The sequence below is a fragment of the Autumnicola aciditolerans genome, assembly GCF_041679265.1.
Taxonomy (GTDB): Bacteria; Bacteroidota; Bacteroidia; order Flavobacteriales; family Flavobacteriaceae; genus Autumnicola.
The window spans coordinates 222,125-237,197 of record NZ_JBGFSM010000007.1; the positions used below are offsets into that span (position 1 = coordinate 222,125).

The 15,073-nt window shown below is 39.4% G+C and carries 19 protein-coding genes; 14 read left to right on the top strand and 5 right to left on the bottom strand.

What is annotated here, in order from left to right; all coding sequences use genetic code 11:
- The first annotated feature begins 24 nt into the window (after positions 1–24).
- The 3 genes from AB8M93_RS09760 (at position 25) to AB8M93_RS09770 (ending at position 1,125) form a co-directional block, all read left to right on the top strand.
- Positions 25–360, top strand: coding sequence for an alpha/beta fold hydrolase (locus AB8M93_RS09760; protein WP_373057388.1), 336 nt, complete (start codon positions 25–27; stop codon positions 358–360).
- A 71-nt stretch (positions 361–431) separates the two neighbouring features.
- A complete protein-coding gene (locus tag AB8M93_RS09765; RefSeq protein WP_373057389.1) occupies positions 432–794 on the top strand; it encodes a hypothetical protein in 363 nt (120 codons plus the stop codon).
- A gap of 73 nt (positions 795–867) precedes the next feature.
- Complete coding sequence (locus AB8M93_RS09770; RefSeq protein ID WP_373057390.1) at positions 868–1,125, top strand: DUF1660 family phage protein; 258 nt, start codon at positions 868–870, stop codon at positions 1,123–1,125.
- On the opposite strand, the gene thiL is transcribed toward AB8M93_RS09770, so the two are convergent.
- Complete coding sequence (thiL, locus tag AB8M93_RS09775; protein WP_373057391.1) at positions 1,122–2,183, bottom strand: thiamine-phosphate kinase; 1,062 nt, start codon at positions 2,181–2,183, stop codon at positions 1,122–1,124. The genes AB8M93_RS09770 and thiL overlap by 4 nt on opposite strands.
- Positions 2,184–2,482: 299 nt before the next feature.
- Between thiL and AB8M93_RS09780 the strand changes: the two genes are divergently transcribed.
- The 11 genes from AB8M93_RS09780 (at position 2,483) to AB8M93_RS09830 (ending at position 10,846) form a co-directional block, all read left to right on the top strand.
- Positions 2,483–2,812, top strand: coding sequence for a HesB/IscA family protein (locus AB8M93_RS09780; protein ID WP_373057392.1), 330 nt, complete (start codon positions 2,483–2,485; stop codon positions 2,810–2,812).
- Positions 2,813–2,847: 35 nt separating this feature from the next.
- Entirely contained in the window at positions 2,848–3,216 is a 369-nt protein-coding gene (locus AB8M93_RS09785; protein ID WP_373057393.1) for a four helix bundle protein, read from the top strand.
- 28 nt (positions 3,217–3,244) lie between these two features.
- The gene (gene sufB, locus AB8M93_RS09790) at positions 3,245–4,690 is read left to right on the top strand and encodes a Fe-S cluster assembly protein SufB (protein ID WP_373057394.1); all 1,446 of its coding nucleotides are present in this window, start codon (positions 3,245–3,247) and stop codon (positions 4,688–4,690) included.
- Positions 4,691–4,730: 40 nt separating this feature from the next.
- Positions 4,731–5,111 carry a hypothetical protein gene (locus AB8M93_RS09795; protein WP_373057395.1) on the top strand — a complete coding sequence of 127 codons (381 nt, stop codon included), beginning with the start codon at positions 4,731–4,733 and terminating at the stop codon, positions 5,109–5,111.
- Positions 5,112–5,158: 47 nt separating this feature from the next.
- On the top strand, positions 5,159–5,908 hold the full coding sequence (gene sufC, locus AB8M93_RS09800; RefSeq protein WP_373057434.1) for a Fe-S cluster assembly ATPase SufC: 750 nt from the start codon (positions 5,159–5,161) through the stop codon (positions 5,906–5,908).
- A 99-nt stretch (positions 5,909–6,007) separates the two neighbouring features.
- On the top strand, positions 6,008–7,321 hold the full coding sequence (gene sufD, locus AB8M93_RS09805) for a Fe-S cluster assembly protein SufD (protein ID WP_373057396.1): 1,314 nt from the start codon (positions 6,008–6,010) through the stop codon (positions 7,319–7,321).
- 49 nt (positions 7,322–7,370) lie between these two features.
- A complete protein-coding gene (locus AB8M93_RS09810; RefSeq protein WP_373057397.1) occupies positions 7,371–8,609 on the top strand; it encodes an aminotransferase class V-fold PLP-dependent enzyme in 1,239 nt (412 codons plus the stop codon).
- Between the two features lie 56 nt (positions 8,610–8,665).
- Positions 8,666–9,094 carry a SufE family protein gene (locus AB8M93_RS09815; protein ID WP_373057398.1) on the top strand — a complete coding sequence of 143 codons (429 nt, stop codon included), beginning with the start codon at positions 8,666–8,668 and terminating at the stop codon, positions 9,092–9,094.
- A 1-nt stretch (position 9,095) separates the two neighbouring features.
- Positions 9,096–9,419 carry an iron-sulfur cluster assembly protein gene (locus tag AB8M93_RS09820; RefSeq protein ID WP_373057399.1) on the top strand — a complete coding sequence of 108 codons (324 nt, stop codon included), beginning with the start codon at positions 9,096–9,098 and terminating at the stop codon, positions 9,417–9,419.
- Between the two features lie 12 nt (positions 9,420–9,431).
- A complete protein-coding gene (locus tag AB8M93_RS09825) occupies positions 9,432–9,944 on the top strand; it encodes a DUF2480 family protein (protein WP_373057400.1) in 513 nt (170 codons plus the stop codon).
- A gap of 2 nt (positions 9,945–9,946) precedes the next feature.
- A complete protein-coding gene (locus AB8M93_RS09830; protein WP_373057401.1) occupies positions 9,947–10,846 on the top strand; it encodes a DUF3078 domain-containing protein in 900 nt (299 codons plus the stop codon).
- A gap of 173 nt (positions 10,847–11,019) precedes the next feature.
- On the opposite strand, the gene AB8M93_RS09835 is transcribed toward AB8M93_RS09830, so the two are convergent.
- The 4 genes from AB8M93_RS09835 to AB8M93_RS09850 form a co-directional block, all read right to left on the bottom strand.
- Entirely contained in the window at positions 11,020–12,024 is a 1,005-nt protein-coding gene (locus AB8M93_RS09835) for an acyl-ACP desaturase (RefSeq protein ID WP_373057402.1), read from the bottom strand.
- A gap of 182 nt (positions 12,025–12,206) precedes the next feature.
- Positions 12,207–12,935, bottom strand: coding sequence for a metallophosphoesterase family protein (locus AB8M93_RS09840; protein ID WP_373057403.1), 729 nt, complete (start codon positions 12,933–12,935; stop codon positions 12,207–12,209).
- 1 nt (position 12,936) lies between these two features.
- Complete coding sequence (locus AB8M93_RS09845) at positions 12,937–14,073, bottom strand: ATP-binding protein (RefSeq protein ID WP_373057404.1); 1,137 nt, start codon at positions 14,071–14,073, stop codon at positions 12,937–12,939.
- Between the two features lie 166 nt (positions 14,074–14,239).
- Entirely contained in the window at positions 14,240–15,046 is an 807-nt protein-coding gene (locus tag AB8M93_RS09850) for an SDR family oxidoreductase (RefSeq protein WP_489671758.1), read from the bottom strand.
- Positions 15,047–15,073 lie beyond the last annotated feature (27 nt).

A 15,073-nucleotide genomic window follows, 5' to 3' on the forward strand; every position in this document is an offset into this window, starting at 1 on the left:
TTCGTGGCTTTTAATTTTAATATTATGATGGTGAAATACAGAGGAGCTGATATTCATTTTACTTCTCATGGCAGTGGAAATCCGTTGATTCTTCTCCATGGTTTTATGGAATCTTCCAGGATCTGGGAGCCCTTTCTCCCCACGCTTTGCGAGCATAGGCAGGTGGTATGTATAGACCTTCCGGGCCACGGGGAATCCGGTTGTTTTAATGAAATTCACAGCATGGAAGATATGGCCAAAGCCGTAAAGGAAGTTTTGTGGCACCTGGAGATTGAAAAAGCTGCGGTAGCCGGTCATTCTATGGGAGGTTATGTAAGTTTGGAATTGAACAAAATTTTTCCTACACTGTTAAAAGTTTAACACTGGTAAATTCAACTCCTGAAGAGGATAGTGAGGAAAAGCGAATTAACCGGGATCGTTCTGTGAAATTAGTGAAGAAGAATAAAGATGCCTTTGTGAAAATGGCTATTTCTAATCTGTTGTCGCAGGATAATTATAAAAAATTTCGCCCAGAGGTGGAAGCCCTCATTGCTGAAGCACGTAAAATGAGTGTTCAGGGAATTACGGCGGCTACTAAGGGGATGAAAATTCGTACAAATAACGTACAATCTCTTTACAGGATGAAATTTTCAAAATATATAATTGCGGGAAATGATGATCCGCTAATGGATATTAATCATCTTAAAACCCTTGCGAATACTACAGGTGCAGAGTTAAGGTCACTTTCAGGTGGTCATCTTTCCTATATTGAAGATAGGGTATCTTTACTAAAATTTTTACACTTTATCGATTAAATTAAGCTTTTTGTCTTGGTTGTTAACTTTTTTTTATAATTTTAGAACTCAGAAACAAGAAAATCAATCCTTTATGAAAAAAACCAGTCCAAAGTTATTTTCGTTTTTAAAGGTTTTGTGTAACCTGTTTGGCCATAAACTTAGAGTGTCAAAAAATGTTACCGAGCATATACATGAATATAAGTGTGCAAAATGCGGAATGGAAATGACAGATACGGCCAATGGTTTCCTGGCCCGGCTAACCCCCAAATTCAAGGAAACGAACGAATATTTGGCTCAAATCCATAAAAGAAGAAGAAACCGCCGCCGCGTTTTCGCAGAAGCCTCTTAGTTCTCCTCCTCTTCTTTTTCCATAGAATTCCAGCCCCGGGCGATCAATGGAATTTTAGTGTTTGCGCGGGTTATTAAATGCATTCCTTCGCTTTCTTCGGTCATATGGCCTATTACGGTCATATTAGGATTGCCTTTTATCTTATCGAAATCGGCCTGGGAAATGGTGAAGAGCAATTCATAATCTTCTCCGCCACTAAGGGCAATAGTGGTGCTGTCTATATTAAATTCTTCACAAACCGAAATAACCGCGGGATCAAGCGGGATTTTATCTTCATATAAATTTACGCCGGTTTTGGAATTTTTACATAAATGAATCACTTCAGAAGAAAGCCCGTCGCTAATGTCTATCATAGCAGTGGGTTTCACTTCAAGCTCCTTCAGTAAAGGCGGCATATCTTTTCTTGCTTCCGGTTTAAGTTGCCTTTCAATTAAATAAGTATATTGGTCCAGGTCTGGCTGGGCATTAGGATTGGCTTTAAAGACCTGCTTTTCCCTTTCCAGGATCTGCAGCCCCATATAGGCCGCTCCCAAATCCCCGGTAACTACCAAAAGATCATTGGCTTTAGCGCCATTCCGGTAGGTGATTTCTTCAGCCTTTGCCTGCCCTAAAGCAGTAATGCTAATCATTAATCCCGAAGTGGAAGAGGTGGTATCCCCGCCTATCACATCAATATTATAAATTTTAGAAGCCAGCTGTATGCCAGCATAAAGTTCCTCAAGAGCTTCTACAGGAAACCGGTTGGATACTGCTATGGAAACGGTAATTTGTGTGGCTTTGCCATTCATCGCGTAAACATCAGAAGCATTAACCATAACGGCCTTGTAGCCAAGATGTTTTAGCGGCATGTAAGACAGGTCAAAATGCACCCCTTCCACCAAAAGATCTGTGGTGATAATGCATTGCTTATCTTCAAAATCCAGCACTGCCGCATCGTCGCCTATCCCTTTTTTAGTGGAATTTTGTTTTAAGGTGAAATTCCTGGTGAGGTGATCTATAAGTCCAAATTCCCCTAATTCTGAAAGGTTGGTCCTTGTTTCCTGACTATTATCAAACATAAGATTGGTGTTTATAATGCAAAATAAATGAATATTAATTCAAAAGCCGATTATTATAGGTTGTTTCTGTGGTTAACCTGCAGAATCCTGCTTGTTTGGAAATAGTATTTACAGGGTTTTATCTCTTCATCTGGTGAAATTGCAATATATTGTTTATCAATTAATTAAGTTAAAATTATAATATGTGCACCTAATTGATTGCACTTATTAACCTATTCTTAAAACAAATGCTTAGACTATGGTAAAACGGCTCTTTTGTAGTATATTTGTGCCCAATTTAGAATTAATCTTTTTAAGCTATGATTAAAGTAAGCGAAGACGCTAAAAAAAAGATTGCCGCTTTAATGACGGAAGAAGGTTTTGATAGTATTCAGGACTTTGTACGCGTAGGCGTAAAAAGCGGTGGCTGCTCAGGCTTATCTTACGAATTAAAGTTTGATAAATCGAAGGCAGAAGACGACAAGTTATTTGAAGACAATAATGTGAAAATAATTGTGGATAAACGCAGCGTTCTCTATCTGGCTGGAACCATTTTAGAATATTCCGGCGGACTAAACGGGAAAGGATTTGTTTTCAATAATCCAAATGCACAACGCACCTGTGGGTGTGGGGAGAGTTTTTCCTTATAAGTTCCAGGGTTTAAAAGTAAAAAGTTAGAAAGTGGATGGCAAAGTTTAATTCCTTTGAAGAAATTTTTGCCTGGCAGAAGGCGCGGGAATTAAATTCTGAAATTTACCGAATTACAGGTATTGGTTCTTTCGGACAGGATTTCGAACTGAGAGGACAGATTAGGAGGTCGAGCATTTCAATTTCCTCAAATATTGCTGAAGGTTTTGAAAGGGGAACGGCAAAAGAATTTATACGGTTCCTTTATATAGCTAAAGCTTCAGCTGGAGAATTTCGTTCCCAGTTATACTTAGCTTCAGATCTTAAATATTTGGAAAATGAGGAGTTCGTAAAGACAAAGGCAAAAGTTAACGAGATATCGAAGTTGATTAGTGGACTAATAAAGTACCTGCATTCAACTTTATAACTTTTAACCTTTCAACAAAAACAACAAAATGGCATATACTGAAGACGATTTAAAAAAAGAGCTCGAAACCAAAGAGTATGAGTACGGATTTTATACAGATATAGAATACGATACTTTTCCTATTGGTTTAAATGAAGAGATAGTTCGGGCTATTTCAAAGAAGAAAGAGGAGCCGGAATGGATGACGGAATGGAGGCTGGAGGCCTACCGGGCGTGGGAAAAAATGGACGAGCCGGAATGGGCTAATGTTCATTATGAAAAACCGAATTTTCAGAATATTTCTTATTATTCTGCTCCAAATAAAAAGCCAAAATATGATAGTCTAGATGAGGTAGATCCGGAATTGCTGGATACCTTCAAAAAACTTGGTATCTCCATAGATGAGCAAAAGAAACTTGCCGGGGTGGCCGTAGACGTGGTGATGGATTCTGTCTCCGTAACTACTACTTTCAAAAAAACACTTGCTGAAAAAGGGATAATTTTCTGCTCAATTTCAGAAGCGATTAAAGAGCATCCCGAGCTGGTGAAAAAATATATTGGAAGCGTGGTGCCTAAAAAGGACAATTTTTACGCTGCTTTAAATTCAGCAGTTTTTAGTGATGGTTCCTTCTGTTATATTCCAAAGGGCGTAAGGTGTCCAATGGAACTTTCTACCTATTTTAGGATTAACCAGGCGGGAACCGGGCAATTTGAGCGGACTCTTGTGGTGGCAGAACCGGGAAGCTATGTAAGTTACCTGGAAGGCTGTACTGCGCCAACCCGGGATGAAAACCAGTTACATGCCGCAGTAGTGGAGCTTGTTGCCCTTGACGATGCTGAAATCAAGTATAGCACCGTTCAAAACTGGTATCCTGGGAATAAGGAAGGAAAAGGTGGGGTGTACAACTTTGTGACCAAACGTGGTTTGTGTGAGAAAAACGCCAAGATCAGCTGGACTCAGGTGGAAACCGGTTCGGCAGTTACCTGGAAGTATCCTTCCTGTGTGCTCAAAGGAGATAATTCTGTTGGGGAATTTTATTCTATCGCAGTCACCAATAACCATCAGCAGGCAGATACCGGTACCAAAATGATTCATTTAGGTAAGAATACCAAAAGTACCATTATTTCCAAAGGTATTTCTGCCGGAAAATCGCAGAACTCTTACCGTGGGCTTGTTCAGATAAACAGCAGGGCAGAGAATGCTAGGAATTTTTCCCAGTGCGACTCTCTGCTTATGGGTAATAAATGTGGTGCGCATACCTTCCCGTATATTGAAGTGAAAAATAAATCTGCGCAGGTAGAACATGAGGCAACTACAAGTAAAATTGGAGAAGACCAGATATTTTACTGTAACCAGCGGGGGATAGATACCGAAAAGGCTATTGCATTAATCGTTAATGGTTTTAGCAAAGAAGTGCTGAATAAGCTCCCTATGGAATTTGCGGTGGAAGCCCAGAAATTACTGGAAATTTCCCTTGAAGGTTCTGTAGGATAGAATCGAAAATTGTTGAAGAAAGAGAAGAATGAAAAAATTGATGAGCCTTCTAATACTGTTACTGGTATTGGTTGGATGTGAGGATGAAGATCGCCGGGATTTAGTGCCTGAACCTGAAGTTGAAGAAGTCATAGACAGCATTCCCACCCTGCAAGGGGAGTATGTTTTTGTGGCCGATGAGGGAGTGCTGCGGGGAAAAGATTTTGTATATGGAGTAAAAAATGATTCACTGGCGCAGGTGCTTACTGAAACAGTAAAACCTTATAAGAACGATGAGTTTGATATGGTTGATGTAAAAGTAAAGGCCAAAATTGAACCCAGCCGTCGCCAGGAAGGCTGGAAAGAAGTGATAGAAATACGAGAAATTTTAGATGTGATGGAGGATGCAAAAACTCCTGAAGATGCTCAAACAAAAGAATAGTTTAAAAATCAATCCCAAATTGTCACGGGATGCATACCATAAAAGACATGCTTAAAATAAAGAATTTACACGCGAGTATTGACGATAAGGAAATTTTAAAAGGAATAAACCTGGAAATTAATCCCGGAGAAGTTCATGCTATAATGGGCCCAAATGGTTCAGGAAAAAGCACGCTTTCTTCGGTGATCGCGGGCAAGGAAGAATTTGAAATGACGCAGGGCGAAATCATTTTTGAAGGCACCAATCTTTCTGAGCTGGATCCTGAAGAAAGGGCGCATAAAGGGATATTCCTTTCTTTCCAATATCCTGTGGAAATTCCGGGAGTTTCGGTAACCAACTTTATGAAAACTGCCATTAATGCCCATAGAAAAGCAAATGGACTGGAAGACATGCCTGCAAATGAAATGCTGAAGCTTATCCGTGAAAAGTCTGAAATGCTGGAAATTGATCGCAAATTTTTATCCAGGTCTTTAAATGAAGGTTTTTCCGGAGGAGAGAAGAAGCGTAATGAAATCTTCCAGATGGCCATGCTGGATCCCAAACTTTCCATTCTGGATGAGACAGATTCAGGCCTGGATATTGATGCTTTGCGCATTGTGGCAGACGGGGTGAACAAACTGCGCAATGAAAATAATGCGGTGTTATTAATTACACATTATCAGCGCCTTTTAAATTATATAGTGCCAGATGTTGTTCATGTGTTGGTAGACGGAAAAATTGTAAAAACCGGTGGAAAAGAGCTGGCCTACGAACTGGAAGAAAGAGGTTATGACTGGGTGAAGCAGGAAGCGGTATAAGCAATTTGAGAATTTGAAGATTTTTCAATTTCAAAATTGAGGTTCAAGGTTTAAGGCAGCGCCTTTAAACTTTAAACTTTTCAACTTTAAACTAACAAAATGGAATTAAAAGATAAATTAATATCCTCATTTCTGGCTTTTGAAGAAGATTTTGGAGCAGAAAGTGAGGTACATCAAATAAGAACACAGGCAATTAAAGAGTTTGAAGAGCTTGGTTTCCCTTCCAGGAAAGAGGAAGCCTGGAAATATACATCTCTCAATTCGGTTTTAAAGCATGACTACAGTGTTTTTCCAAAAAAAGAGGAAGCTATAGAATATCGTGATATTAAGAAATATCTTATTCACGATATAGATACTTATGATCTTGTGTTTATAGACGGGATATATTCTTCCCATCTTTCCCAAACCACGCACGATAAAATAGATGTGTGCCTTATGTCTTCGGCTTTAAATAAACCGCAGTACAAGCCAGTAATCGATAATTATTTCAATAAGATCGCGCCAAAATCTGGGTTAAATGCCTTAAACACTGCTTTTGCCAAAGAAGGTGCTTTTATCCATATTCATAAAAACAAGCTGGCGGATAAGCCCATCCAGATCATTAATTTTTCCACCGGAAATGAAACTGCATTAATGGTGCAGCCACGAAACCTTGTTGTGGTAGATGAAAATTCACATGTGCAGATAATAGAACGTCATCAAAGCCTTACAGATCATCCTGTGCTCACCAATTCGGTAACTGAATTGTATGCTGATAAACGTGCCATTGTGGATTACTACAAGATCCAAAATGACAAATCCAGTGCTTCGCTTATAGACAATACCTTTATTGAACAACAGTCTGAAAGTGTTGTTTCTGTACATACCTTTTCATTTGGGGGACGCCTTACCCGTAATAACCTTAATTTTTATCAAAAAGGGGAGCGCATAGATTCAACCCTTAAAGGAGTAACTATAATTGAAGGAAAACAGCATGTAGATCATAATACGCTGGTGCACCATATAGAACCAAATTGCGAAAGCCACCAGGATTATAAAGGTATCTTTGCAGACTCCTCTGTAGGAGTGTTTAACGGGAAAGTAGTGGTAGAGAAGGAAGCACAAAAAACCAATGCTTACCAGTCCAACAACAATATTCTTGTTGACGATAAGGCCACTATCAATTCCAAACCGCAGCTGGAGATTTTTGCAGATGATGTAAAATGTAGCCACGGCTGTACTATCGGGCAGCTGGATGAAGAGGCTTTATTTTATCTTCAGTCCCGCGGCATTCCACGAAAAGAAGCCCGGGGTCTTTTAATGTATGCTTTCGCCAATAATGTGCTGGAAAGCGTAAAAATTCCCGAAATCAAAAAAAGAATCAATAAGCTTATCGCTTTAAAACTGGGAGTGGAATTAGGTTTTAACCTGTAATTGCTGCTGGAAAGTAGCAAATGAAACCAATCCTTAAAACAAAAACAGAATGAGCATTGCTACTGATAAAATAGCTTTTGATGTAGAAAAGGTCAGGAAAGATTTTCCCATACTTCAGCGCGAAGTGAATGGATATCCCCTGGTGTACTTCGATAACGCAGCAACATCCCAAACGCCGCAGCAGGTTATTGATGTTATTGTTGATTATTATTCCAATTACAACGCAAATATACATCGCGGTGTGCATTCGCTTTCCCAGGAAGCTACAGATAAGTACGAAGCTGCCAGAAAGACAATTCAGAAGCATTTTAATGCTGAAAAATCTTATGAAATAATCCTTACCTCAGGTACCACCCATGGTATAAACCTTGTGGCGAGTGGTTTTGGATCTTTGCTGAAGGAAGGCGATGAAATTCTGGTTTCTGCCCTGGAACACCATTCCAATATAGTTCCCTGGCAGATGATCTGCGAAAAAAGCGGTGCAAAACTGAAGGTGATCCCCATGAATGAAGACGGGGAAATCATCTATTCAGAATTTGAAAACCTGTTGACTGAAAAGACAAAAATTGTCTTTTTAAACCATGTTTCCAATGCTTTGGGAACGGTAAATCCGATAAAAAAAATTATTGATAAGGCACATTCTAAAGGAGCCGCGGTTTTAATTGACGGTGCCCAGGCGGCTCCGCATATTAAAGCCGATGTTCAGGATTTGGATGTGGATTTTTATGTGGCTTCAGCCCATAAAATGTGTGGCCCCACGGGAGTGGGTATGCTCTACGGAAAAGAGGAGTGGTTAAAAAAACTTCCTCCTTACCAGGGTGGCGGGGAAATGATAGCTACGGTAACTTTTGAAAAAACCACTTATGCCGATCTTCCGCATAAATTTGAAGCGGGAACGCCAAATATTTGCGGCGGAATTGCTTTTGGGGCAGCCCTGAATTACATGAATGCCATAGGTTTTGACAAAATTGCCGCTTACGAGCAGGAATTGCTTAAATATGCTACGGAGGAATTGCTGAAGATTCAAGGGATGAAGATTTATGGAATTGCAAAGGAGAAAACTTCAGTGATTTCTTTTAATATAGAAGGTTTGCACCCTTACGATATTGGAACTATTGTGGATAAACTTGGTATTGCCGTGAGAACAGGTCACCATTGCGCACAGCCAATTATGGATTTCTATAAGATTCCGGGAACGGTAAGGGCTTCTTTTTCATTTTATAATACCCGTGCTGAAATTGATCGATTTATTGAAGCGGTGAAGAAAGCAAAAATGATGCTTTCATAACAATTTCAGCATAAAAAGAGAATTGCTAAATTTATCAGAAGAAAAAACAGAAAACAGTGAGTAAAGATATAAAGGAAATACAGGAAGAGATCGTTGAAGAGTTTTCTATGTTTGATGATTGGATGCAGCGTTATGAATATATGATTGAATTGGGCAAATCGCTGCCCCTTATAGACGAAAAATATAAGATTGAAGAAAACCTTATTAAAGGCTGCCAGAGTAAAGTTTGGGTACATGCAGAACTGGAAGGCGATCAACTGGTTTTTACTGCAGATAGCGATGCGATCATCACCAAAGGTATTGTAGCGATATTAATAAGGGCGTTCTCTAACCAACATCCTGCAGCTATTATTGAAGCAGATACGCAATTTATAGATGATATTGGTTTAAAAGAACACCTTTCTCCCACAAGGGCGAACGGGCTCGTGAGCATGATTAAACAACTTAAGATGTATGCTGTGGCATACCAAACACAACTGAATTAAAATGGAACAGGAAATAGATACACAGGAGCTTGGTGAAAAAATCGTAAAGGTTTTAAAGACCATTTATGATCCTGAAATCCCGGTGGATATATACGAACTGGGGCTAATATATGATGTTATGGTGAGTACAGATTTTGAGGTGAAAATCCTTATGACGCTTACCACGCCTAATTGTCCCGTGGCAGAAACCCTTCCGCAGGAAGTAGAAGAAAAAGTAAAATCCCTGGATATGGTTAAAGATGCTGAAGTAGAAATAACCTTTGATCCACCCTGGAGCCAGGATCTTATGAGTGAAGGCGCAAAACTGGAATTAGGATTACTATAAATTTTATAGATTATGGCTACAGAAATTGTAAACCGCGTGGCTAACAGTAAACTGGTAACGTTTAACCTGGAAGATTATTATCCTACGGGTGAGCGGGTGCTTTTTGATATTAAGGATTGGCTGTTGGAAGGATTTGTACTAAGGGAAGGAATTTTCAGGGAAAAGGCTGCCGCACATAACTGGAGCCAATACCAGGACAAATTTGTGGCATTAACCTGCAGTACAGATGCGATAGTGCCTGCCTGGGCTTACATGCTGCTTGCCACTTATCTTCAGCCTTACGCGAAGAAGACAGTAACGGGAAACCTGGATGAGCTGGAAACTATACTTTATACTGAAGTTATTCAGCGCCTGGATGTTTCGGCTTTATTAGATAAGCCAGTCATTATAAAAGGGTGTTCTCATAAACCTGTTCCTAAAAATGCGTATTTATTGCTTATAGAGAAATTACAACCTGTAGTAAAAAGCTTGATGTATGGTGAGGCCTGCTCTTCAGTTCCACTTTACAAAAAACCAAAAAACTAATAATGAGGAAAATTTTACTTGTAGCTTTCAGCATCATCATAACAGGAATAGCACAAGCACAGGAAGACGAAGAACAGGATACAATCCCCAATGGCTGGCAAACGGAAGGTAATGTGCAGTTGCTCTTTAACCAATCAGCTTTTAATGCGGAATGGACCGGAGGAGGTACTTCCAGTATCGCTGCAAACCTTAGCTTTAATTACGACTTCAACTATACAAAGGATAATTTCAGTTGGAATAACAGTATTCTTGCCAATTATGGTATTACAAAAGTAAAAGGGGATAATTTTCCCCGGAAGACCAGTGACCGGCTTGAACTTAATTCTATTGCGGGATTGGAAATTCAGGAATCGGGTTTCTTTTATTCCTATTTTTTAAATTTCAGGACCCAAATAGATAAAGGATACAAATTTGGCGAGGATGCTGCAACAGGTGAAGTTACCAGGACAGAAACCACACATTTTCTGTCTCCCGCATACCTGCAAACCGGCCCGGGGATCATGTATAAGAAAAATGAGAATCTAATTCTTAACCTGGCTCCGGCAACCGCCAGGTTTATTTTTGTTGACCCAGATTTTACTACTGGACCAAATTATGATGATGGGCAGTATTTTGGAGTAGACAATGGTAAATCCAGCCGTTTTGAACTTGGTGCATCTTTTAGTGCTCTGGCTAATTTCCAGCTTTTGGAAAATGTGATGATGGATAATTCCCTTAATCTTTATTCCAACTATCTGGACAAACCCGGAAATATAGATATTGATTATCTTATGAACCTGGAGATGGGTATAAATGATTTTTTATCAGCAAACTTGCTTTTCCAGGCGGTCTATGATGATAATGCAGTTGCAGCCTTTCAGATTAGGGAGGTTTTTGGTCTCGGAATTAATTACGGTTTTTAATTATCTTTTATAGGAGTTGATTTTGAAGAAATTAGAACCTACTGCAACATTGAAGGTAAAAACAGTTACATTTCGAATTTGGTCTTCAGCTTTATAAAATTTACCAACAGAAATAAAAAAAGAGACCGCTTCCATCGCGAAGCGGTCTCTTTTATTTTATACAGTTCTGGGTTCTATAGCATACCATTTGCCTCTACCCACCTAAATTGATGTGGATCCTGCGGAACGGCAATACGATCTGCAATTCGGGACATCCTGTCCGGAAGTTTCATTAAATAATCTCTGGCTTTTTCTGCCTCATCGGTAAGGGAATTCATTTTGTCTATTTCCCAATAACCATTAAGTTTCCTAAGAATCTCGATATAATCATGCGTAGTATACACTCCTAACCTTTGCGCGGCATTTGAGAAATTTTCAAAGGCCTCTGCAATGCCCTGGCCGCTTTCGCGGATAAACTGTGCAGGCATCACAATTTTTTTCTTCATCATATCCTGAAATGCCAGCATCATTTCACTCGGGTCGTGTTCAAAAATTGTTTTCACAAATTCACGGTAAGCCATATAATGCCTCATCTCATCCCCGGCAATGATATTGCACATTTTGGCCAGCATTTTATTACCTTTTTTCTTGGCCAGCTGCCCCACCCGTTTGTGGGAGATATTGGTGGCCAGTTCCTGGAAACTGGTATAGACGAAGTTGCGATAAGGATCTCTGCCTGTGCCAATGTCAAAACCGTCATTAATAAGGTGTTGGGTGGTTTTTTCAATCTCCTTCATGTTTACCCTTCCAGATAAATAAAGATATTTATTCAGGGTGTCCCCATGCCTGTTTTCTTCTCCCGTCCAGTGACGAACCCATTTGGCCCAGCTGTTTTGTTCTCCCCGGGAGGCGCCATGCTGTTCCACACCTTCCATATCCATTAACCAGGATTCGTAGGTTGGCAAAGCTTCTTCGGTCACCATATCAGCTACCAGCACCACCCAAAAATCATATCCAAGCTCTTTGGCCTCTTCCCGAATCTGGATCACATCATCCATATAATTCTCCTTTTGAAAATTGGGCAACAAATCTGTAGGTTGCCATATTTCTTCAACCGGGATTAAATATTTGTCAATGAAACCGTCAACAGATTTTTCTACGGTTTTCATTACTTCTAGTCTTACATTCTCTAAAGCCATTTCTTCTATTCTCTATAATAAATTTTTTGAACCCAATGGGGGTACAAGTGTATGAATTTTCTCTGAGTATCAACAACTGTAAAGTTCTTAACTGATATTCAGTTTTTTACCCCAAAAGGAATTGAAATTTACTGAAATATCAAAGATATAAATATGTTAAGAGAGTGTATAATAAATTCCTCTTAATTTCTGCCTTTTTCTTTCTCATAAAGCTGGTGCACAGGGTCGCTCTGCCAGATTTCCTTGGTGTCTACTTCTATACCCGAAAGTTTTCCCTTAAAGGCCGCACCAGTATCTACATTCCATACCCCCGCTTTATTGAAAGGCCGTGACTCTTCAATTCGTGTGACCGGGGTATGGCCAATAAAGATTTCCTTAAATAGTTGAAGTCTCTGGGGGTAATATTTGTGCGATTTTTTCATTTCTGGGTCCAGGGCAAGTACCGTTTCCCATAAAGTACGGTCCCAATAGTAGCCGGTGTCATGATATTCGCTTTCCGGCCCGTGTTGGTTGGAAAAACCGGCATGTACAAAAAGACGGTTGTCTTTATCGATGTGGTAATTTAGCATTTGCTGAAAAAACCCGATATGCAGCTGTATTTCTTCCGCAGTAAAATTTCGGTAAGCATCTATGCTGGACTGCCCGCCATGTTGCAGCCATTTATCGTTCATTTCGCCTGTCTTCAGCCAGCGATGCACCAAATCGTCATGGTTGCCCCTAATAAAAATGCAGGTGTTTTGTTTGGCGAGTTGGATTAGATAGGTAACTACATTGGCAGAATCGCTCCACCCGTCTACATAATCTCCTAAAAAAATCAATCGGTCTTCCGGGGTGATATCTATTCTTTTAAGGAGTTGAACTAAGGCTTTCAATCCGCCATGAATATCTCCAATTGCAATGGTCCTGCTCATTTTAATTGTATTTTACTTTCCTTAATATCCGCATACATTCTTTGTAAGACTGGTAAACCTCTTCATTGTATTTTTTTAAATAAGGCTTGGCCTCTTCCAGCTTAACAATAGCTTCTTCAAAATTATTCAAATAACAAAGCAAATAAGTAGAGGGAAGGTTTTTTAAGTCTTTTTGCTGATTTTTATTGAGCGGCAAATTTTGCTTTAACCGCTGGATAAGGGCGTTGTTGGTGTTGTAAATATGATGAAGTGTTTTTTTGTCGTACCTGGGCGGTTCAAATAACAATTTACTCTGTATTTCATAGCTGGCATTGTCTCTGAATTCTATACGAACTTCTTCCAAAGGATAGTACTTAAAACTATCGTGCAGGCCCAGGTGTACGTATTCAATAATATTAAATGAATTCTCATTAACAGCTATACTCACTTCATCAAGATCTGAATAAAATAGCTTTACCTGTTCATTTATCAATTCTATGTCCACCCGGGAATAATAAACATTGTCTTTGCCTTTTTTTTGCTTTCCCGCCCAGCATACCACAAAATATTCTTTAAATACTTTATAAGTGGGATTATAATCCTGGCGTTTGCTGAAAAAGTCAAAAACGCCGTCTAAGGTAAGCTCAATATTATTTTGGGCGTGGTTTTCTATGGAAGCAACTATCCCGGAATTGACATCTTCAATTTTAATATCAAAATCTTTAGGCATGCTTATGCTGCCGTCTCGTAGAAAAATTGAACCGCCATAATATTTCCAGATGTTTTTGCGCAGGGAACAAATCCTGCCATGGTTAGGGCGAATAGTTACCAGCCCAACTACCTGGTGGTCCGGAAGGTGCGGGAAAGGAATATTTTCATAACTGATAATAGGTGGGTTCTGAAGATAGGCATTTACAAGATTCTGGATTTTGCTATCATCAAAAAAGTCTATTCCCACAATGTTATTGTCTTCATCTTCTACCCCGATTACGATATAAGAATTGTTCTCGGGATTAGAGTTCGAAAGAGCGCAAACATGCTTTAAAAACTTCGCCTTGCCTTCTTTTTCGCCAATGTTGAGCCTTAGCTTTTTATCATAAAAGCTATTCTCATCATTATGCGCAAGCAGGTTTTTAATTAAAAGGCGTTTGTTAATCATTTTTTGGCTATATGCTTACAGCTTTAGGCGATAAGCTTTTATTGTATGGTGTTTATTTCCTAGAATTGAATGTTTATTGTTAGAGTCAATTAATCAAAATTTGATTCTATTCTATTTAAAATTTTTAATTTGCTCTATGAGCTTAATGCTTACAGCTTAAAGCTTTTCACTTTTTATCCACAATCGTACTACTGGCCTGGGCGGTGCTCATTACCATTAAATCTGCAATGTTCACGTGATAAGGGCGGGTGACGACAAAACGTATAATATCTGCAATATCTTCGGGTTGTAAAGCTTCAAAGCCCTGGTACACCTTTTTAGCTTTTTCCTGGTCCCCTTTAAAGCGTACTTCGCTAAATTCTGTTTCCACCATCCCGGGGTTAATGGCTCCAACCCGTATGCCTTTGCCGTTAAGGTCAATACGCATACCCTGGTTTATGGCATCTACAGCATGTTTACTGGCGCAGTAAACGTTTCCATTGGGATAAACTTCTTTCCCTGCTGTGGAACCTATATTTATAATATGGCCGTTTTTTCTCTCTACCATCTGCGGAATAATAGCTTTGGAAACGTACAGCAGTCCCTTTACATTAATATCAATCATCGCATCCCAGTCGTCAATATTTCCTTCCTGGATTGGATCAAGGCCGTGGGCGTTGCCGGCATTGTTAATCAGGATATCGATATTTTGAAATTCTTCGGGAAGATTTTCGAGGTTCTGAAAAACTTCTTCTTTATTTCTAACATCAAAGGTGAGCAGGTGAATTTTTACTTTTTTTTCCAGTTCCGCTTTTAAAGCTTCCAGCTTTTCTTTTCTTCTTCCGCAGAGGATCAGGTTAAAACCTTCTTCGGCAAAAATTTTGGCCGTTGCTTTTCCTATTCCACTGGAAGCTCCTGTAATAAGTGCAGTTTTCATAATAAATTTTTTATGGTAATGTAATAAAGTATTTGTTGTTAAGGGGCTTGAATTTATTAATACAGGGTTAATCGCTGTTAAATT